A 20,168-nucleotide genomic window follows, 5' to 3' on the forward strand; every position below is an offset into this window, starting at 1 on the left:
TCCTATTTTAACACTTTTATAGGTTTTTCATAATCACTTTTCATATCGTAAGGTAGCTTCCAAACCTCTCCATTGAAATTACCGAAATACAAACTTGATTTACTAAACGTATGAGAGTTGCCATCTGCCCAGAAGAAACAAAAGGGAGCATTAAAGTTTACAGGTCGGCGTACATAGGAATGGCTCATCGCACTATTTTTGGTGAGTATTTTTTGTTTCGTCCACGTTTCGCCTTTGTCGTTAGATTGCCAAATGGCTATTTCGCCACCTACACCCCAAGACTGTGGCCCTTTTTCGGTGGGTCCTACTATCTGCCAAGTATCTTTTGAAATATATAAACTACCCATATCATAATTATGATCAGATGTGGCTATTACAGAAGTTTGCCATGCGGTGCCATCCCATTTGGTGACGCACCATTCATAGGGTGCACTTTTAGGGCCGGGTTCGTGACCATTGCTCCGAATATATAAACAAGCTGGCTTGCCATTGGCGTCAAACCCCATGTCTTTTACATACACATTTTTGCCTATTGCAGCATAATCTATCACCCTAGCTGGGCTTTCTAAGTCTGTAATGGGCAATGGTAATTCTAGACCATCTATATTGGTCCATTTTTCACCAAAGTCTTTTGATTGAATGTAGTATAAATCGGTTCGCCTATCTACGTCGCCATCTGGGTGGCGATTGAAAAATGTCCCCACCATTTTATTTTCAAATGTGTTGCTTGTTTGATAATGTCCAGATTTTTCACCTTTGTTTTCTGGAATAGCAGCAAGCAATTTATCTGCTGTCCAGCTCACCCCATCTTCACTGGTTTCAAAATATAATTGGCGAACGCCCGTATATTTTGTAAAGAAATGAAAGAAGCCATGCTCCGTGTTCCATGGCTGCGGATAGGTCATCTCTTCTTCCGTTATTTGAGAAAACGCATCTATATTATAAGGTTCTTTGCTTTTGTATTTAAAGCCAAGTCTTCTTTGGCCTCTCCCGCTTATAAAAACCCAAATAAATCCGTCGTCATCTATCAATATGGAAGGGTTATCATGCGGGTCGTCTACGCCTTTTTTGTCATAAACCACGGTTGGTTTAGAAACCATGCCCGTTTTATGATCAAACTCCCCAATCATGCAAAGCAAATGCCTTTGGTCTTCTGCCGTGGTTCCACCATACACAAAAAAGGTTTTATCTACTTCTTTGGCATAGATGGCTAATGGAACATGTTTGGCGGTGTAGGTGCCCAAGGCTCCAGAGTATTTGTCGCCAAATTCATATTTTTGATTAAGCTCAAACCAAATGCCTTTGTAGCCATCGGCTTTGGTGTTGGTAAAGTCTTGGCTGTATGCTGAGTTAAATACAAGGAATATCAAAATTAAAGTAAGTAGTCTCATAAGGGTTTGTTTTCAGCATCAATTTTATACAGAAATATGGGTTTTCATTGCTATCATATAAATCCATAATATCATATAATCTTAATGTTTTTTGGGTCGTTATTGGCAGATTTCCACTGGCATTTAAATTTACTTTAAAGCTGTCTGGTAAAAAAAGCTATGTTTTAATAATTGGTTAATCTCAAATTTGGTCATCGTAAGACTTAGAATATTCTGGCTAGGGAATCTATGACCCACTAAACTTTTTCAACGAAAAGCGGATAAACGACAAAAGTCAGACCTGTCAGCCTTTAGATAATATCTTTTTATTAGATTAAACCAGCGGTTTGGGAACACTACATCGAAACTTCGAGCTTCGCTAAGCAGGTGTTTTTTTGTTGATGAAACATTTTGAATGAATTTTATCATTTAGTTTTCCCCTAATTCCTAGAAAAATCAAAGGCATAAACACCACTTTGGAGTTTGAAAGAGACATTCTTTTTGCCTCTGGATTTCTTTACACCTTTACTTTTCTTGTAAGATTTACCATGCTCTAAAACCTTGGTAACTTCTTTAAATGGAGCGTATAGCGTAGCCTCGCTTCCTACAGGAACTTCCAGATAAACACTGAGAATGTCGTCTGATATTTTCTCCCATTTTATAGCGGCATCTCCATAAATGGTTTCGGTAGAAAAGTTGGCGAACTCCAAATCGTTATCTATTTCAGGTTTGAAGATAATGTGTTTGTAAGCGGGCTTGTCTTTATCAATTTTCATCCCAGAAAGATGGGTGTAAAACCAAGAAAGTCCACCTCCAAACATCGGATGGTTATAGCTGCCTTTTTCACTCCAATGCTCTCTGGTGGTGGTACTACCTAGTTCTAGCCATTGTCCAAAACTAGGATCTCCTCTTTTACTGAGGGCATCAAAAGCTTCTTCTTCTAGTCCGTTATCACTTAAAACTTCAAAGAAATATCTTGTGCCAAAGATTCCGGTATCAAAATGTCCACGGGCCTTTAGAATATCCTTTTTTAAGGAAGCGATTACGTTAGCGTAAATGTCTTTTGATACACCCATTTTTAAAGCAAAGATGTTTCCGCCATAAGGTCCAAATGACTTCGTTTGAGGATTGTAAAATTTGGTTTCAAAAGCCTTTTTGGCTTGATCGGCTTTGGCTCTGAATAATCTTGATTCTTCAGTCTTTCCTAAAATTTGGGCAGTTTGTGCCGTAATATCGGAGCATAGCCAATAGTAGAAGGTATGCACTAGTTCATCTGAGGGTAAACAATCTTCACATACACCAGCCCATTCTCCTAGATTCCACCATTTAAGTGGTTGGCCATCATGGCCATTTCTTTGACTGTAAATAGTTCCCTCAGTGGTAAGCCACGTTTGCATATAATTCAAATAGCCTGTCATGGCTTCGTAGTTGTCTTGCAGCATGTCTTTAGAGCCATATTGTTGGTAAAACTCCCATGGAATAACATGGATGGCTGCCCCCCAAGCTATACCGCCACCACATCCTGGTTGCCATGGAGCACCATTGGGAATATAGCCCGTTTCTAAAATTTGAGCATCTCTAATGTCTTTCATCCATTTCTGGTAAAACGCCTTGGCGTTATAGTTATGCATAACGGTTTGGCAAGCCACTTGTGCATCTCCCGTATAGCCTGAACGCTCTCTATGCGGGCAGTCAGACGCTATTCCGCCATGCGTATTATCCAACTGGCTTCTTTTCCAGATTTTATGAATTTGATTGAAAAGGTCAGAAGATGTTTTAAAAGTGGCTTTCTCTTTTAAATCGGTATTCACCGCTTCCGCAATCAAATTTTCTGCTTTCAGCTCTCCTGGCCAGTTGGTGATTTCTACTCCGGAAAACACAAACCAGTTAAACCTGGGAGCGTATTGCTCCAAACCTTCCCCTTTAAAAATGTAGGTGTTTTCACCAGAGTATAAGTTGCCGTTAAAAGTGATATGGACTTTCTGACCTGCAGGACCTTTCACATTGACCAGTTTAAGCCATCCCGAAATCTCCTCTGGAAAGTTAACTTTAAAATGCCCTTCGCCTAATTTTTCAATATTGACAGGTGCATATTGATGGGTTACTTTGTCGGTTTCTGCGGTATGGGCTACCAGCTCGCCATAAGGTGCTTTTCTCTGCTCTGCATTTTGCCAATGCTTATCATCAAAGTCGTCTTCAGACCAGTTGGCTATTTCTTTTCTAGCATCATAGATTTCACCATCGTAAACTAAGTCCATGAGAATGGGCGATTTTTCCGCTTTCCAACTTTCATCACTAACTATTATTTCTTCTGTGCCATCCGTATAGGTGAGATGGAGTTGAGCTAAAAATCTAGGAGAGCCATAAGAAGCCGTCCAGAATTTGGGTGCATTATAAAATCCGTTTCCTAAAATGCTGCCAATGGCATTTTTACCTTTTTTAAGGTGAGAGGTAATGTCATAAGCCAGATACATCACTTTGTATCCAGCGAAATCGTCCGGTAAAGCAATGTACGCATTTGGCAGTTCAGGTCTTTTACCATAATTAGTCTGATTTGGAACCAACACATCGTTACCTACTTTTTTCCCATTGGCATAAAACTCAAAATATCCTAGGCCAGTAGTAAAGACTACCGCTTTGCTCACCTCTTTATTGATGACAAACGTTTTGCGTAGCAATGGGGCGGGAGGGGGCATTATCTCTGTTTTCTTGTCGGGTCCACCCTCGGGTTTGGCAATGGCTTCTTCACCCTGCCAAGGAGCACCTATCCATTTAGCCTGCCAGTCCATTTTTTCTAACAAACCCATTCTCCAGAAAGCGGGCTGAGACCATTCGCCTACTTTATTTTTCATATCCCAAGTCCTCACTTGCCACCAGCATTCTTGTCTTGAGTTTAAAGTTTTCCCTTTGTAAACTATTCTATTGGCGTTTTCTGAATTGGTTTTGCCAGAATCCCATAAATCGGGTGTGTTTAATTTTTCTTGACTGCTTCCCACTCTTATTTGGTAGGCTGTTTGTTTTTGTCCTCTTGTGTTTTCAGGCGAAGTGTTTATCCACGCCAATCTTGGCTGAAGCACATCCACCACTCTTGGGTTTTCAATATACTCACAAGTCAATTGTCGGCTTTCAAGTTGTGCTTTTAACTGCAGCAATGGACTGAATCCTAAAATTAAGAGGAAGAGCCTTTTATGCATTCTGCAACAGTGTTAAAAGCTTACGATCCAGTTTATAACCGTACCAGTCTTCATAATCCACATCTTCTCTTCCTGAGTCAAGGATTCCAAAAGAACCTTTTAGTTCCCATAAGGCAAAGCCAATATCGTTCTTACTTAATATGCCAGTTAAGTCTTTAAACCAAGCCATGAAGACATCATGTGGTGTTTTATTATAACAACCGCATTCGCCACAGTGAACACCTATACCCTGATTTTTTAGTTCAATCCATGGGGCATAGATGTCTTCCAGCATTTTTTTACTGAGGTATTGCTCACCTACTTGGCCTGGCCATTTAAGCTCTGGCAAATTTGACGTGTCTTTAAACACCCAAGGAGCGGCATAATGAGAAATGATGCCTGGGGCATAACCACGGCAACTTTGAGCCACTTTGAGGTCGATGAGTTCAGGGGTTACTTTACTACCCACTTCATTGCCGTCGGCTATGATTAACCTATTTGGACTGACTTCGTGTATGGCAGTTTTAGCAGCTAAAACCAGTTTCCGGTAAACGTCGCCAGGTAGTTTTGTTTTTGCACCAAATTGGTCGTTCATGTCGTCACGCCAGCTGGGCTCATTGAGGAGGTCAAAACTCATTCTTTTAGCGTTCTGGAATCTAAACCGCTTCGCCCAAAATTTCCAGTGAAAACAGAAGTCGTCTTCCGCTTGTTGGTCTGTCCATATGTTATAGGGTTCGTTAAAACCGGCATTGATGCAGTACCCTGGAGCTCTATGTATATTCAAACTCACATGATGTCCATATTTCTGAGCATTGTATACCAATTGCTCTATTTTATCTGTGGCTTTTGTATTGATATTCCTGACGTCTTCTATCCTTAGGTCTTTACTTCGGTCAAAATTTATATAACTCGGATAAGCCATAGGGATCCTTACAAAGTCAAAACCCCAGTCTTGCATCCATTTGAAAAACTCTTCTGGTGTTTGATCTCTTTGATTACTCGGGTCCGGAGAAAAGAAATCTAAAAAGTTAAAGCCCTTCCATTTTGGTATGGCATTTTTGGGAGGTTGAGAAATGGCCCTATTGGCTCCTAAAGCCATGGCAGTACTTGCTAGTGCCGTTTTCTTAATAAAATCTCTTCTGGTGTTTTTCATAGGGTTCTAAAATGTTTCTTATGGTCTGTTTCCTAATTTAAATAGCTTTAAACTCAAAAATATCTCGGGGTAATAGCACATAAGAAATTGCCCTGTCTAAATATGAATCTCGTCTTTAATTAGAAATAAATTTATAAAGAAAATCCGAAAAGCTTTAGTTTAATACATAAAGCAGGATTAAAAAGCATGACTTTGAGAAAGCAATGGTATTAAAAAGCAGCATGACTACAAGCGATTAACCTTTAAACCTCCTACCACTCAATAAAATGGCTGATTTATTTTAACCATATTTTAGGACAAAACTAATTCGTAAACTGTTGGAATAAAGCCTCTCAATGTTTTTAAATAGTTAATAATAAGTCTATTGTGAAGTTTATCTTACATTATTCTTATTATAATCTAGTTCCTATAAGACTGGACTAGAATAAACAGCAGGTTATAAATACAATAATTACATCATTTTAAATGACGTAATTACATACGTTTTGATTCTTCAGCTTGTAAGCTAGTTCACAAGGAATTAGCTGTATCTTTTAATATAAAACCATGAAGAAACTACTATTATTAACTGCAGTATTAGCATTAATACTACAAGTATCGAGCTACGCACAATCGGTAAAAATGAACAATGAAGGAGACCCCGGCAGTGCCATGCTGGTAGTAAGTTCACCTAGTAAGGGGATTTTGATACCCAATGTAGCACTTACCGGAACTACAGATGCCACTACCATAGCATCACCCGCATTGAGTTTGTTGGTTTACAACACCGCTTCTGTGAGCGATGTACTACCGGGGTATTATTACAATTCAGGAACAGCAGTCTCACCTGTTTGGACAAAATTATCGACTGTGGATTTATTAGAGGCTGAGGTCGAAGCTTTAAGAGGAGTAAATGACATAGACAATAACCGATATGATATAATCACAATAGGGACACAAACTTGGATGGCAGAGAATCTAAAAACGACCCGCTATAATGATGGTACGGTTATTCCACTAGTTACAGATGGTACAGCTTGGCAAACCGCTAGCTCGAATGGCACTGCTGGATATTGCTGGTACAATGCTCCAAATGAAACTACGAATCTTATAGCCTATGGAGCATTATACAACTGGTACGCCTTAGACCCGCTGTCAAATGGTAATAAGAATGTATGCCCTACGGGCTGGCATGTACCTACAGACGGGGAGTGGACAACGCTAACGAGCTACTTGGGAGGGGAAGGTGTGGTAGCAGGAGGGACAGGAGGTAAAATGAAAGAGGCAGGTCTGGCTCATTGGGTTTTACCAAATACGGGAGCCACGAACGAAAGCGGCTTTGCAGGGCTTTCGGGCGGCTTCCGTGGCTTCAATGGAACATTCTACTTCATTGGCAGCTACGGCTACTGGTTGAGTTCTACCGAGTACAATTCAACAGATGCTTGGAATCGGTTCCTGTACTATAGCAATGACTTTGTCTTAAGGAGCAGCCTCAAGAAGGGTGCTGGTTTTTCTGTTCGTTGTCTCAGGGATTGAGAACCTGCCTGCGGCAGGCAGGTTTGTCTATTTGTCTATTTAATAATACTGCGTAAGCGGTTGGTTTTTGAAAATTAACATGGGCTTATAGCATGAATTGTCTGCGGTCTAGAATAGATATTTATAGATTTATGACAATAACCAGTAAATCAAAACAGTAATTATCACCAAAATCAATCCCATTATTTTACTATACTTCCAAGGTTCGCTGCTGTCTTTTGTTTCCTCTACTACAATTTTACCTGTTGGGAATTGTTTAGAAACCGCTATCATAATGAGTATATTAAGAACGAATTCTATTCCCCAAATGTGCACAAAGTGAATGCCCGAATCAAAAACGAAGGTGGTAAGAATGTAAAAAATGAAACCAAACAATAAACCAATTTTAGCACCATTGGCATTGACAGATTTAACAAAGAAGCCCGCCATTAAAATGGAAGCGATAGGAATAAAGAATATGCCGTTTAATTGCTGCATCATTTGATATAAGCCTTCTGGAGCACTGGCAACTAAGGGTGCGGCTATTATGGCGAAAACGGCTAAAATGACAGCAACCCATTTTCCTTTTTTTACCAGTTCTTTCTCTGAAATATTCTTATTAATATGCTTTTTATAAAGGTCGAAACAAAAGATAGTGGAAGCCGAATTTAAAACGCTATTGAACGTGCTTAACACGGCACCCAAAATAACAGCGGCAAACAATCCTGTTAAACTTGCGGGCAATACTTTTTTGACCAATAATGGGTACACGATGTCCTGATTGTCATAATATTGGTCTTGGAAATAATAAAAGGCTATCATTCCGGGTAAAACGATAACTAAAGGGATTAAGATTTTTAAAACGCCTGTATATAAAAGGCCTTTTTGAGCTTCAGCTAAGTTTTTAGCACCAAAGGCTCGCTGTATAATAGTCTGGTTCATTCCCCAGAAATAAAGCTGATTAATCATTAAACCTGTAAACAAGACAGAGAAGGGGAGCACTGAATCTTCAGCTCCAATGATATTGAATTTTTCAGGGGCATAATCATAAACTTTAGTAAGTCCGCTCAGCATATTTCCATCGCCAATGCTCCAAAGTGCCAAAATAGGAATTAAAAGTCCACAGAATAGAAGACCAATTCCATTTAATGTATCAGAATAAGCCACCGCTTTTAGACCACCAAAAATGGCGTATGCAGAGCCAATAATGCCAATAGCCAAAACCGAATACCACAGACCTTCCGTTTTTGTAATATTCAGATTGTCGGAGATATCAAAAATACTTTCAATATTTAAAGCACCTGAATAGAGAACTATAGGAAGGAGAGTCACTACAAAAGATACCATCAAGAATAAAGCCACCAAAGTCCTAGTAAGTGAATCGTACCTGTTTTCTAAATATTCTGGAATTGTGGTTAGTCCCATTCTAATATATCTTGGAATAAAATAAAGTGCTGCAATTACAAGTGCTATGGCCGATGTGACTTCCCATGCAATTACGATGATGCCATTTTTATAGGCATTGCCATTCATACCAATTAAATGTTCGGTAGAGATGTTGGTCAGTAACATGGAGGCGGCAATTACCGGGGCCGTTAAGCTCTTTCCAGCTAGGAAATAGCCTTTTTCACTGCTGAGATTCTCGTTTTTTAAACGGTACCAAACAAAGGCAATTACCAAAAAAGTAAAGCCCAAAAAGCCAGCAAGGGTTAGTATCATTTCAATGGGTTAGGATTAGCTGACAAATTAAGCCAAAAAGCTTAGAGGGCAAAAGTTTTGTAATTCAAAGATTTCATGTGAAATTTGTTGGAAATTTAAAAATATACCAATGAGTAATTCATTTTCTGAAAAAGAGATAAATCCTTTGAATAGCATTGAAGATTGGGAGGATGATTTATTGGAGAGATATCCTGAAGAGGAATCAAAAGCAAAAGAGGAATATAGAAACTATACTGACTCTGAAAGACAAGATACTGTGCGTGAGTTTTACAGATTGAATCATACCCATCAAACGTATGATTTTGTAACTCAAAAAGAGCAAGAGTTTTTGAAATTTGATAAAAAGGAAATGTCTTTATGGGACGCAGTAGATTTTCTTAACACGCTAGTAGATGATTCTGACCCAGATACATCTTTAGATCAGTTGCAGCATTTATTACAAACATCTGAAGCTATACGTGCCGATGGTCATCCAGACTGGTTTGTACTGACGGGTTTTATGCATGACATGGGAAAAGTGCTGTGCTTGTTTGGAGAGCCTCAGTGGGCTGTGGTAGGTGATACCTTCCCTGTAGGCTGTAAACATTCCGACAAAATAGTATATCCAGAATTTTTTCAGGCTAATACCGATAGTACAGATGAGCGTTATAATACCAAGTATGGTGTTTACGAGCCTAACTGTGGATTGGATAAAGTAAAAATGAGCTGGGGACATGATGAGTATCTTTATCAAATGATGAAGAATTATCTTCCAGAGGAAGCTTTATATATGATAAGATATCACTCTTTTTATCCTCAACATAAGGAAAACGCTTATGCTCACTTAATGACTGAGCATGATCATAAAATGTTTAACTGGGTAGATAAATTTAACCCTTACGATCTTTATTCTAAAGTGCCAGTGCCCCCAGATGCAAAGGCCCTTAGACCTTATTATGAAGATTTGGTGGCGAAATATTTACCAGATACTTTAAAGTTTTAATAGGGAATTTGTAGAAAGGAGAGGTCATAGCGGCTTCTCCTTTTTTTATGCAAAAAATAAAGCCCAACAGATTTCTCCATTGGGCTTTCATTATAAAGGTCTGAATAGATTACATATTCATTTTCTTTAACTCTTTTACAGCGAAATCTGCCGCACGAGCAGTTAAAGCCATATAAGTTAAAGATGGGTTTACACAAGAAGAAGAGGTCATAGCCGCTCCGTCTGTTACGAAAACGTTTTCTGCTCCCCAAACTTGGTTGTTTTTGTTCAACACAGAAGTTTTCTCTTCACGCCCCATTCTGGCTGTTCCCATTTCATGTATACCAATACCAGGAGATTTCTCCTCGTCTTTATACCCACGAACGTCTTTAAAACCAGCCGCTTCTAACATCGCTACGGCTTCGTCACGCATGGCGACACGCATTTTTTGCTCGTTATCTCCCCACCATGCATCAAATTCGATGATTGGTAGTCCCCAGCTGTCTTTTTCCCCACTAAGCGTCATCAGGTTAGACTCATCTGGTAAGGTTTCACCAAATCCACCAATGCCCATGTTCCATTGCCCTGGCACAGTGCTTGATTCTTTAAAGCTAGCACCAAAAGTAGCATCAGAAGCTACACCTCTGTTTCTAGAGGCTCTTCCTTGATAACCGAAACCTCTTAAGAATTCTCTCTTATCATTTCCCCAGTTTGTAAACCTTGGAATGTAGATTCCGTTAGGTCTGTTACCATAGTAATATTTGTCTTCCCAACCGTCAATAACACCACCTGCACCGGAAGATAAATGGTGATCCATAATGTTTCTTCCCAGTTGGTCAGAAATGTTTCCTAAACCATTAGGGTGTCTTTTAGATTTAGACTGCATCATAATCCAAGCCGAATTAATAGCAGAAGCATTAAGGAATATAACTTTAGCAAAGTACTCTACTTCTTCTTTAGTGTTCTGGTCAATGGCTCTTACACCAGTGGCTTTACCTAAATCGTCGTCATAGATAACTTCGAAAACAATCTTGTCGTTAATAAGCGTCAAGTTCTCCGTTTTCTTGGCTGCAGGTAAAGTGGCAGATTGCGTACTGAAGTATGCACCGTAAGGGCATCCTTTAATACATTTATTTCTGTATTGGCAAGTACCTCTTCCTAAAGCCGTTTGCTCTGCGGTAGGTTCTGTTAAGTGAGCCACACGACCAATGGTTACATGTCTACCTTCAAACTTGCTTTCTAAAGACTCTCTGAAGTGCTGCTCTACACAGGTCATATCCATTGGCTTTTGGAATTGTCCGTCAGGAAGTACATCCCAGTTTTCTTTTTGACCAGAAATACCAGCAAACTTCTCTACATAGTCGTACCATGGAGCTAAGTCGCCATATCTGATTGGCCAGTCCACTCCATGACCATCTTCTAAATTGGCAGTGAAGTCTCTTTCGTTAAATCTATAAGACTGACGTCCCCACATTAAAGAACGACCACCAGTGTGGTATCCTCTAATCCAGTCAAATCTTCTTTTTTCTTTGTAAGGGTGGTCTACATCTTTTTCAAAAAGACCACGATTGCCTTCATTTGCGGCATAACCTGTACGGGCCACCGCCCAATAATCTTCTGCAGCTTGCTTGTCTACTCTGCCACGGTGCGGGTAGTCCCATGATTCTTTCATCATGTCATCATATCCACTTACATGAACTACGTCTCTACCTCTTTCTAGCATTAGCACTTTTAAACCTTTCTCTGTCAGTTCTTTGGCTGCCCATCCACCAGAAACTCCAGAGCCTACAACTATAGCATCAAAGGTGTTTTGCTCCTTTGCTTTTCCTTGAATATTCATTCTTAATTTTCTTTAAAGTTTTTAATTGGCCTATAATGCGTAGGCTTTTTGACCTTCTTTTAAAGGAATACATCCTTCAAATTTTCCAGGGATAGGCACATAGTCCAATTCTTGAGTAGCCCCAATCTCTGAAGTGAAGTAACCAAAAATGGTCAATTCTTTCATGATGTTAAAGAAAGGTGCTACAGACTCTGCAGCTTTGCCATCATCTTTCACTTTGCCTGTTTCGGCATCCACTTCTTTTGCTTTTTGTTCTACTTCTTTCTCTTCAGCAGCAGACGCTTCCATTGCTTTAAGAACTTCTACTTGTTGATCACTAGAAAGAGAAAGGAAATTAGAACCTAATTCTTTTGATTTTTTCTCCACCATATCTAAGCCTTTAATGAAGTGTGCACCCTGAGCTTCAGAATAGCAATCTTTCAACATGGTTTCAATGAATGGTCCTACACCAGCTTCTTTAGCACCAGGTGTATCTGTAGTCGGGATAATGATTTCCGCTATTTCTGCTACCAAACTTTGGTAGTCTGCTGAAAGACTAAATGGGGTATTGCCAGCTTGCTTAGGCGTGCAACCCTCCATAAGAGCCATTAAAGTAGGTGCTGAAACAGCTCCACCCATTAAAATGGCTACGCGATTTAATGCTTCTCTTCTATTCAATTTTCGTCGCTTATTTATAGATTAAAGTGAAATATTACTATGAGGGGGTGAATTTAAGGGCAATATGCCTTTAAATCAAAATTTGAGGGGTTTTTCATTGGAATTATTTACTGCAAACCTTTGCATTGAACCATGGTACTTGGAATAGTTATAATTAGAAAGGTTTAATTCTTGTTTTTGATAAAACGTATAGTCTTTGGAGATTATTTTTAAGTTAGACGCTTTTCAGTTTTGGAATATCTAAATCTGCTTTTATTGGGAAAGCGTTTCCGCACCTTTACAGGGTTAATAATCTGGTGGCATAGGTGTGTTTTGGGTGGCGATTTATATGATTTGTTCTCAGAATAGTTAAAGTGCTTCCTTTTAGCATGGTTTTAAAAAGTCATACATTGACTGTGTTGATGTATGACTTTCTAGGGTAAATGTCTTTGTAAGTCTAGCACGAGTTAGGTCATATGTAGACTTTTTTATTTGAAGATAATTGCAGTTGATTAGAAAAGTACTATTTTTGTGTCAAGAAATTTCAACTAAAATTAATATAAAATGAAAGTTGCTGTAGTAGGAACTGGTTATGTAGGTTTAGTAAGCGGAACGTGTTTTGCTGAAACGGGAAATACGGTTATATGTGTAGATAATAATCCAGAAAAAGTAGAGAGCCTAAAGAAAGGTAAAATGACCATTTACGAACCTGGTCTAGATGTACTTTTTGATAGAAATACGAAGGAAGGCCGTTTGACTTTTACGACTTCTTTAGAAGATGGTATAAAAGATGCGGAGGTTATATTTTTAGCACTTCCAACACCTCCGGGTGAAGATGGGTCTGCAGATTTAAAGTATATTTTGGGAGTAGCTCATGATTTGGGCAAAACCATGAAAAAGTATGCGGTTATCGTAGACAAAAGTACGGTGCCCGTAGGAACTGCAGAAAAAGTAACGGCAGCCATAGCGGCAAATGCTACGGTTGAGTTTGATGTGGTTTCTAATCCTGAGTTTTTAAGAGAGGGTGTAGCCGTAGATGACTTTATGAAGCCAGATAGGGTAGTGGTAGGTACGGAGTCTGTAAGGGCTCAAGAAATCATGAAGCGTCTTTATGCTCCTTTAGTACGTCAGGGTAATCCTGTGATATTTATGGATGAACGTTCTGCTGAAATGACGAAATATGCCGCAAACTCGTTTTTGGCTATGAAAATCACCTTCATGAACGAAATCGCTAACCTTTGCGAGAAAGCTGGTGCAGACGTAGACAACGTTAGAAGAGGAATAGGTACAGATAGCAGAATAGGTAAGCGTTTCTTATTTCCAGGAATTGGATATGGTGGAAGTTGTTTCCCAAAAGATGTTCAGGCTTTAGGTAAAACGGCATCTGAATATGATTACGATTTCAAAATATTGAAATCTGTGATGCAGGTGAATGACAAGCAGAAAACCAAAATGATACCTACACTGAAGGAATATTTTGGCGGAGACATAAAAGGAAAAACCATAGCCATGTGGGGTTTGGCTTTTAAACCTCATACCGATGATATTAGAGAAGCACCCGCTTTGTATAATATTAAATCTTTGAGAAGAGCTGGAGCTAAAGTGGTGGTTTTTGACCCAGAAGCTATGCCAAATATCAAAAAAGAAATCGGTAGAAAAGTAACTTATGCCACTTCCATGTATGATGCTTTAGAAGGAGCAGATGCACTCATGATCATGACAGAGTGGCCAGAATTTAGGTCTCCAGATTTCGATAAAATTGGTGAAGCTTTAAAAAACAAAGTTATCTTTGATGGTCGAAACTTGTATGATTTAAATAATATGCAGGAAAAGGGGTTTACCTACCATTCAATTGGAAGGAAATCAATTGTTCAGTAAATGTATTTTGGCTGAAGATTCGACATTCAATCTTAAGTTAAATATTTAAAGTTTAAATGAAAAGGATACTAATAACGGGTGGGGCAGGCTTTTTAGGTTCTCACCTTTGTGATAGATTTATTAAAGAAGGTTATCATGTCATAGCCATGGATAACTTGATAACAGGTGACTTAAGAAATATAGAGCATCTGTTTAAATTAGAGAATTTTGAGTTCTATCATCACGACGTGAGCAAGTTTATTCATGTTCCGGGTGAATTAGATTATATCCTTCATTTTGCTTCTCCAGCTTCGCCAATTGATTATTTAAAGATTCCTATTCAAACATTGAAAGTAGGTTCTTTGGGTATTCACAACTGCTTGGGTTTAGCTAGAGTAAAAAATGCCAGAGTTTTAATTGCTTCTACTTCTGAAATTTACGGTGATCCACAAGTGCATCCTCAAACAGAGGACTATTGGGGACACGTGAATACCGTAGGTCCAAGAGGCGTTTATGATGAGGCCAAACGTTTTCAGGAGTCTATGACTATGGCTTATCATACTTTCCATGGGGTAGAAACTAGAATCGTAAGGATTTTCAATACTTATGGTCCTAGAATGCGACTGAACGACGGACGTGTCATTCCTGCTTTTATGGGTCAAGCTTTAAGAGGTGAAGATTTAACCATTTTTGGAGATGGTAGTCAAACACGTTCTTTTTGTTATGTAGATGATCTAGTGGAAGGTATCTATAGATTGTTGCTTTCGGATTATGCTCAGCCAGTTAATATTGGTAATCCAATTGAGATTTCGATAGCGGACTTTGCGGAAGAGATCATCAAATTGACCAATACAGACCAAAAGGTAATTTACAAGGACTTACCAGTAGACGATCCGAAACAACGTCAGCCAGATATTACCAAAGCAAGAGAGATTTTGGGCTGGGAGCCAAAGGTTGGAAGAGAAGAGGGTCTTGCCATTACTTTCGAATATTTCAAAGGATTTTCAAAAGATAGATTGTTCGACGAAGCCAAGCATAAAGAGTTTTAAAACAATTCGCTATGTTTCTTTTAAGCCCGATGACATCAGTCCTCGGGCTTTTTTATGTTCAAAGCTTCTTTCTTGACAGGTTAAAAATTTGTAAACTCGCAAAACTTTAACCATTGAAAATAAAATTGAAACGAATTGTAGGAGGTCTCTTTCTATTATTTTTACTCCAACCCTTACATCTAGCAGCTCAAGAACTTTCTTTTTATAGGTCTGCTTCACAGTCAGAAAACCTAGAAGATATTCTTGAAAAACCTTTTATTGACTTTGAAGAAAAAGTAAATGAGGGTTCTCTCAATGGTGTCTATTGGATAAAAATTAAAAATATTTCGGAGGAAAAGGCATGTGAAGTAACATCTTCACATATTAAGGAAGTGGTGTGTTTTATTGATGGCTTTATGTTTTCTCCTGTTTCCGGTTCTGTTTTTCCTACTTTCATTTTACCAGCAAATAAAGTGGCGTTTCTAAAGGTGACCTGTGAAATGGAGGCTTTTATTCCTTTTAGGTTTACAAACCATAAGGAATTCAATCAGCAGGAAAACAAAAGTTTACTTACTTCAGGGTTTTATTACGGCTTTACCGTAATGGTATTGGTCATGAACCTGTTTTATTTCTTTAGTTTGAAGGAAAAGAGTTTTCTCCTTTACAGTGTTTTTCTGTTTTTTATTAGTGTCGCTATGTTTCAAAGAGACGGATTTAGTCACTTGCTGTTTGGTCAAAATGCCTACATATATTCTTATTTGGAGATATTAACACATTTTTTTGTAGGCTTAACGGGAACCATATTTGCGATGGATTATTTGAATATGGAAAACTATTGGAAGCAATATAAAACCATACTATTCTCATTAAATGCTTTTGTTTTGATAAGTTTAGTCGTCTATGTCATGACAGATTCGTTCTTAGTAATGAAAGTATCCGAGTTTTTGGTTATTTCCATTTTGATATTAATCTGGTTTACTGCTGTGTTTTTGTTTCGTAAAAACACCTATTCTAAAATCTTTGTAATAGCCTACTTCTTTATATTAATTATGGCTTGTGATTTTTTCATATCTCCACTTATCGGTTGGGCCAATTTGGGCATTACCACCAAGTATATGAAAATAGGAGGGCTTTTGGAAATGATGCTTTTAAGTTATGCGGTTGTCTATAGAATGCGGGAGCTGCACTTGGATTATAAGGTGATGGGGCGTCAACTTTATGACTATACAAAACAACTGACCTCTTTGGAAGATGAACTTCAAAAACTCAATGAAGGAAAAGAAAATGACATTACCGCAGATGTTTTAAGCTCGAGAGAAATAGAGATTTTAGAGCTAATTGCCGCAGGTAAAATAAACAAGGAAATAGCGGAGGAATTATTTATTTCAGTAAATACGGTTAAGTATCACACCAAAAAACTTTATGCTAAACTTAACATTAAAAGCAGAAGTGAAATACAGCCAGGATTTGTTGAATCTTTAAATTGAACTAGCTTTTGTAAAACTAGCTCAAATCGACGTTTAAAGCCATTTCTCCTATTGCCTACCCACAAACTACCCGCAGACTACCCCTATTAAAATTGGATGATCGACTGTTTTGGACGATTTTCGCCATTGTATTTATAGCCATGAAGAAATAATTTTAGTTTAATAGCAGACGCGTTATCCCGCCCCAACGAGATACCAATTGTTCTCTTTGGAGGCGGTGGGTCTGTGAATTAGGATTATTTATGTATTACAAAAGAAAGAGATTTTCCATCGGAAAATCTCTTTCTGCATTTAGTACCGCGGAGCGTGGTAATTGTGGTTCTAATGAGCGTCTACAATATTTATTTTACCTGCCCCTTTCTTAACTAATAGTATAAAAGGAACGCAAACGAGGAAGAGTAATCCTAGTATTAAGAATATAGCTTGCGAAGTACCCTTAATTATTAAAGCCCCTTCTTCAACATGTTATAGCTAGGAGGTATAGTTCTCAGGTCTGACATTCTCAACTGTCCAAAATATCCAAGCGTTATCATTGAGTACAGTTTTCACCCGCTTTCAAGAATGCTGGTCAAACGGAAATGTACAGGGAATTAAATACACTAAGCGTATATGAAAATTCCAATGTCTAGCTTTAATGCAGGGTTTAAGCTAAAGTCAAATGAAGGATAGGGTAGGGCTTACCTGTGCCGTCCTTTTCCGATCTACCTGTTACTTCAAAGCCATGTTTAATGTAAAATGCTAATGCATTCTCGTTTCCCTCGTTTACATCCACATACTTTATACCTATGGTTTCTATGGCGTGTTTTAAGAGTCTTGTTCCAGCTCCTTTTCCTATATAGGAAGAATGTATAAAAAGCATTTCCAAATTCTGTTCCGCAGTACCCATGAATCCAAGAATGTCTCCTTTATGAGTTCTAATGGTTTTTAAAGCCACGGCATCAAAATATTCGTTTAAAATGCGAGGTTTGAAATATTCTATATCCGCCTTCTTTAAAAAATGATGTGTAGCTCTGACAGAGTTCTCCCATAGAGCCAAAAGCTGAGGATACTCCAAAGCTGATGGCGTGTCAAGGTAAAATCTCGTATCCAAATCAGAAGGTGTCATCTATAAGTTCAAAGTTAAGTGCAGCGGCGGCCATGCTACCTGAAGCTATGGCTACGGATAAAGACCTCATATTGGAGTTATCTCCACAGGCAAATATACCTTTGATGTTGGTCTTACCCAAGTTGTCCACTTTAAGAAGTCCCATTTCGGTTAATTCACAACCTAACTTAACGGGCATGGTGGAGTGTTGCTCAAAAGGTATGCTGGCATAAGCCGCTTTCAAATTGGTGATAAAACCATCTTTTAATGAGATGCTTTTTAAATACCCATTTTCATGACTTAAACTTTCTATTTCGGCCGTTATAATTTGGATGTTATGGTCTGCTAATTTTTGGGTTTGTTCTGGCGTAAGTGTTGATGTACCGTTGGTGAAAATAGTTAATTCAGAAGTCCAGTTAGAAATCAATTTGCCGTAGTGGAAGGCCATATCGCCATTGGCTATGATGCCAGTTTTTTCTTTTTTGTATTCATAACCATGGCAATAAGGGCAGTGAATGACAGAGATGCCCCAGCACGCTGCAAGTCCAGGAATGTCTGTCATGATGTCTTTTAGGCCTGTAGCAAAAATTAGTTTTTTGCTTGTGAAATGTCTTCCTGTGCTGGTTTCTACGGTAAAGGTATTTTGAGCCTTATAAATATCTGTCACAGTATCATTCCAAAATCGTACCGTATCATACTTTAATACCTGTGTTTTAGCCAATGCACTTATTTCATGAGGTAGGGAACCGTCATGCGTAATTAAATTATGTGAATGAGGTGTTGGTTTGTTGCAAGGTTTGCCAGCGTCAATAATGAGTACGTTTCTTAAGGCTCTTCCAAGACCCATTGCGGCCGACAAGCCTGCGTAACTTCCTCCTACTATTATGACATCTAATTCGGGCTGGACTTTCATGTGCTAAATTCTGTTTAGTTAATGGAATGGTATCAATTTTTAAGCAAATATAGTTGCCAAAATTTCTATATGCAACATTGTTGCATATAGGGTGTGAAACGTGAAATTCTCATTAACATTTTGAGTAAAACTTTATCTAAGGTTTTAACAATATTTCTGTTGAAAATAGAATAGATTTATATCCCATAAATCAAGTATTTTGAATCAAAAACTTAGTTATTTTTTATTACTTTCTTCTCTTCTTTTTTCATGTGGAGAATTGGAAGATTCGGAACCTATTCCAGAGAATAATGCTACTATTACATTTGGTATTCGGCACGACCGAGATTTGTCGGATTATGAGTTGGTAGCCACAAATTCTGGTATTTATAGTGGTAATGACTATCCTTCATTTTCGCCTGTTGTTAAATTCTGCTATAGTTTAAATGGAAGTAATGAAATAGAATATGTGGCTTCAGGCACCCTTATTTCTTCGGAATGGATTCTTACTGCAGGGCATAATTTTTTTGTAGCAGATGAGCAATCAAGTCCAGGAAAAGTTAATGGAATAAAGGTGTTTTTTGGTAATGACCCCAATGGTGAACCTGAAATGTACGAGGTGGAGAAATTGGTTTTTCACCCTACTTGGATTCAAGACAATGATGGTTTTTTTTATGCCAATGATTTATGTCTTGTTAAGTTAAAAACACCCATGCTGTCCATTAAACCAGCCAATGTAAATTATACCTTAGATATAGAGACTATAGGTTCTAAAGTATGGTTTGCCGGTTTTGGTGATTACAGTCAGCAGATCGGAAGAGACGCGGACGCATTTTCTCCCAAGCATGCTTTTGAAAACATTTTGGATAGGAGAACCACCGGAAAAAGGACCAGCATAAATGGCAAGACTTACCTAGGAGGCCTTTTGGCCATTGATTTCGATTCACCAGACGGTCTGATTAATACGCTTGGTGATAGTTATGAGAGTGAGGATGAAAAGTCATTGGGCGGGGGCACCAGCAGTCCTCAAGCCTTGGAATTGGAAGGAACTACCATTACTGGAGATAGCGGAGGTCCACTTTTTATCAAAACCAGTCAAGGTTGGACCATTATTGGAGTGCTATCTGGTGGAGCAGACGAACCCATAAAAAATCACAAGGATTCTTCCTACGGAGATATTAGCATTTTTATCAGGACAGCCTCAAATGCCAGCTGGATTTCAGAAACCATTAAATAAGGCTATTGCTCTTTCCTAAAGGTATTCCAAAATTTGATGCCGCTGTTCCCAAAAGCCTAAAGCCGAATAGGAGTTAATATGTCCTTTCAAACACCTGTTCCGAAACCAGCTATCCATTAAGAGACTAAGAATTGAGCATTATTAAAGTCCCGTCGTTTTAGCCTGCTACTTATAAATGGGAAGACTAATTCTTGCCGTTTTTTTGATTTGGCAAGAATTTATTAGTGGAGCGGTTTA

The 20,168-nt window shown here is 38.6% G+C and carries 14 protein-coding genes; 6 read left to right on the forward strand and 8 right to left on the reverse strand.

Going from position 1 to position 20,168, the window contains the following annotated elements:
- Positions 1 to 2 precede the first annotated feature (2 nt).
- The 3 genes from ACSBFT_RS02755 to ACSBFT_RS02765 all read right to left on the reverse strand — a co-directional run bounded on the left by ACSBFT_RS02755 (position 3) and on the right by ACSBFT_RS02765 (position 5,696).
- Positions 3 to 1,391: a BNR-4 repeat-containing protein gene (locus ACSBFT_RS02755; protein ID WP_489603338.1), complete on the reverse strand. Its 1,389-nt coding sequence runs from the start codon at positions 1,389 to 1,391 to the stop codon at positions 3 to 5.
- Between the two features lie 419 nt (positions 1,392 to 1,810).
- Positions 1,811 to 4,564 carry a family 78 glycoside hydrolase catalytic domain gene (locus tag ACSBFT_RS02760; RefSeq protein WP_489603339.1) on the reverse strand — a complete coding sequence of 918 codons (2,754 nt, stop codon included), beginning with the start codon at positions 4,562 to 4,564 and terminating at the stop codon, positions 1,811 to 1,813.
- Positions 4,557 to 5,696, reverse strand: a complete 1,140-nt coding sequence (locus ACSBFT_RS02765; protein ID WP_489603340.1) for a glycoside hydrolase family 5 protein — start codon at positions 5,694 to 5,696, stop codon at positions 4,557 to 4,559. Before ACSBFT_RS02765 ends, ACSBFT_RS02760 begins: the two co-directional genes overlap by 8 nt.
- 546 nt (positions 5,697 to 6,242) lie before the next feature.
- Between ACSBFT_RS02765 and ACSBFT_RS02770 the strand changes: the two genes are divergently transcribed.
- Positions 6,243 to 7,211 carry a fibrobacter succinogenes major paralogous domain-containing protein gene (locus tag ACSBFT_RS02770; RefSeq protein WP_489603341.1) on the forward strand — a complete coding sequence of 323 codons (969 nt, stop codon included), beginning with the start codon at positions 6,243 to 6,245 and terminating at the stop codon, positions 7,209 to 7,211.
- A gap of 129 nt (positions 7,212 to 7,340) precedes the next feature.
- Here ACSBFT_RS02770 and ACSBFT_RS02775 read toward each other — a convergent pair whose 3' ends face one another.
- The gene (locus ACSBFT_RS02775; RefSeq protein WP_489603342.1) at positions 7,341 to 8,909 is read right to left on the reverse strand and encodes a solute:sodium symporter family transporter; all 1,569 of its coding nucleotides are present in this window, start codon (positions 8,907 to 8,909) and stop codon (positions 7,341 to 7,343) included.
- A gap of 109 nt (positions 8,910 to 9,018) precedes the next feature.
- On the opposite strand from ACSBFT_RS02775, the gene ACSBFT_RS02780 reads away from it, so the two are divergent.
- Positions 9,019 to 9,891, forward strand: coding sequence for an inositol oxygenase family protein (locus tag ACSBFT_RS02780; protein ID WP_489603343.1), 873 nt, complete (start codon positions 9,019 to 9,021; stop codon positions 9,889 to 9,891).
- Positions 9,892 to 10,000: 109 nt separating this feature from the next.
- On the opposite strand, the gene ACSBFT_RS02785 is transcribed toward ACSBFT_RS02780, so the two are convergent.
- Together ACSBFT_RS02785 and ACSBFT_RS02790 are read right to left on the reverse strand one after the other, a co-directional pair.
- Positions 10,001 to 11,710, reverse strand: coding sequence for a GMC oxidoreductase (locus ACSBFT_RS02785; protein WP_463048349.1), 1,710 nt, complete (start codon positions 11,708 to 11,710; stop codon positions 10,001 to 10,003).
- Positions 11,711 to 11,740: 30 nt separating this feature from the next.
- Positions 11,741 to 12,367 (reverse strand): gluconate 2-dehydrogenase subunit 3 family protein, encoded by a 627-nt coding sequence (locus ACSBFT_RS02790; protein ID WP_463048348.1) that lies wholly within the window; start codon positions 12,365 to 12,367, stop codon positions 11,741 to 11,743.
- A 543-nt stretch (positions 12,368 to 12,910) separates the two neighbouring features.
- Between ACSBFT_RS02790 and ACSBFT_RS02795 the strand changes: the two genes are divergently transcribed.
- The 3 genes from ACSBFT_RS02795 to ACSBFT_RS02805 all read left to right on the forward strand — a co-directional run bounded on the left by ACSBFT_RS02795 (position 12,911) and on the right by ACSBFT_RS02805 (position 16,718).
- On the forward strand, positions 12,911 to 14,224 hold the full coding sequence (locus tag ACSBFT_RS02795) for a UDP-glucose dehydrogenase family protein (RefSeq protein WP_463048347.1): 1,314 nt from the start codon (positions 12,911 to 12,913) through the stop codon (positions 14,222 to 14,224).
- A gap of 56 nt (positions 14,225 to 14,280) precedes the next feature.
- Positions 14,281 to 15,252: a UDP-glucuronic acid decarboxylase family protein gene (locus ACSBFT_RS02800; protein ID WP_463048346.1), complete on the forward strand. Its 972-nt coding sequence runs from the start codon at positions 14,281 to 14,283 to the stop codon at positions 15,250 to 15,252.
- Positions 15,253 to 15,377: 125 nt separating this feature from the next.
- Entirely contained in the window at positions 15,378 to 16,718 is a 1,341-nt protein-coding gene (locus ACSBFT_RS02805) for a 7TM diverse intracellular signaling domain-containing protein (protein ID WP_489603344.1), read from the forward strand.
- A gap of 643 nt (positions 16,719 to 17,361) precedes the next feature.
- On the opposite strand, the gene ACSBFT_RS02810 is transcribed toward ACSBFT_RS02805, so the two are convergent.
- Together ACSBFT_RS02810 and ACSBFT_RS02815 are read right to left on the reverse strand one after the other, a co-directional pair.
- Positions 17,362 to 17,823 (reverse strand): GNAT family N-acetyltransferase, encoded by a 462-nt coding sequence (locus ACSBFT_RS02810; protein WP_463048344.1) that lies wholly within the window; start codon positions 17,821 to 17,823, stop codon positions 17,362 to 17,364.
- Positions 17,810 to 18,715, reverse strand: a complete 906-nt coding sequence (locus ACSBFT_RS02815) for an NAD(P)/FAD-dependent oxidoreductase (protein ID WP_489603345.1) — start codon at positions 18,713 to 18,715, stop codon at positions 17,810 to 17,812. Before ACSBFT_RS02815 ends, ACSBFT_RS02810 begins: the two co-directional genes overlap by 14 nt.
- 199 nt (positions 18,716 to 18,914) lie before the next feature.
- On the opposite strand from ACSBFT_RS02815, the gene ACSBFT_RS02820 reads away from it, so the two are divergent.
- Entirely contained in the window at positions 18,915 to 19,931 is a 1,017-nt protein-coding gene (locus ACSBFT_RS02820) for a S1 family peptidase (RefSeq protein ID WP_489603346.1), read from the forward strand.
- Positions 19,932 to 20,168 lie beyond the last annotated feature (237 nt).

The sequence above is a fragment of the Arcticibacterium sp. SM2516 genome, from assembly GCF_057914865.1.

Coding starts and splice junctions, on each gene's coding strand:
- ACSBFT_RS02775 (WP_489603342.1), bottom strand. CDS start 8,909: ATGATACTAACCCTTGCTGGCTTTTTGGGCTTTACTTTTTTGGTAATT.
- ACSBFT_RS02810 (WP_463048344.1), bottom strand. CDS start 17,823: ATGACACCTTCTGATTTGGATACGAGATTTTACCTTGACACGCCATCA.
- ACSBFT_RS02780 (WP_489603343.1), top strand. CDS start 9,019: ATGAGTAATTCATTTTCTGAAAAAGAGATAAATCCTTTGAATAGCATT.
- ACSBFT_RS02760 (WP_489603339.1), bottom strand. CDS start 4,564: ATGCATAAAAGGCTCTTCCTCTTAATTTTAGGATTCAGTCCATTGCTG.
- ACSBFT_RS02770 (WP_489603341.1), top strand. CDS start 6,243: ATGAAGAAACTACTATTATTAACTGCAGTATTAGCATTAATACTACAA.
- ACSBFT_RS02800 (WP_463048346.1), top strand. CDS start 14,281: ATGAAAAGGATACTAATAACGGGTGGGGCAGGCTTTTTAGGTTCTCAC.
- ACSBFT_RS02815 (WP_489603345.1), bottom strand. CDS start 18,715: ATGAAAGTCCAGCCCGAATTAGATGTCATAATAGTAGGAGGAAGTTAC.
- ACSBFT_RS02765 (WP_489603340.1), bottom strand. CDS start 5,696: ATGAAAAACACCAGAAGAGATTTTATTAAGAAAACGGCACTAGCAAGT.
- ACSBFT_RS02785 (WP_463048349.1), bottom strand. CDS start 11,710: ATGAATATTCAAGGAAAAGCAAAGGAGCAAAACACCTTTGATGCTATA.
- ACSBFT_RS02795 (WP_463048347.1), top strand. CDS start 12,911: ATGAAAGTTGCTGTAGTAGGAACTGGTTATGTAGGTTTAGTAAGCGGA.
- ACSBFT_RS02755 (WP_489603338.1), bottom strand. CDS start 1,391: ATGAGACTACTTACTTTAATTTTGATATTCCTTGTATTTAACTCAGCA.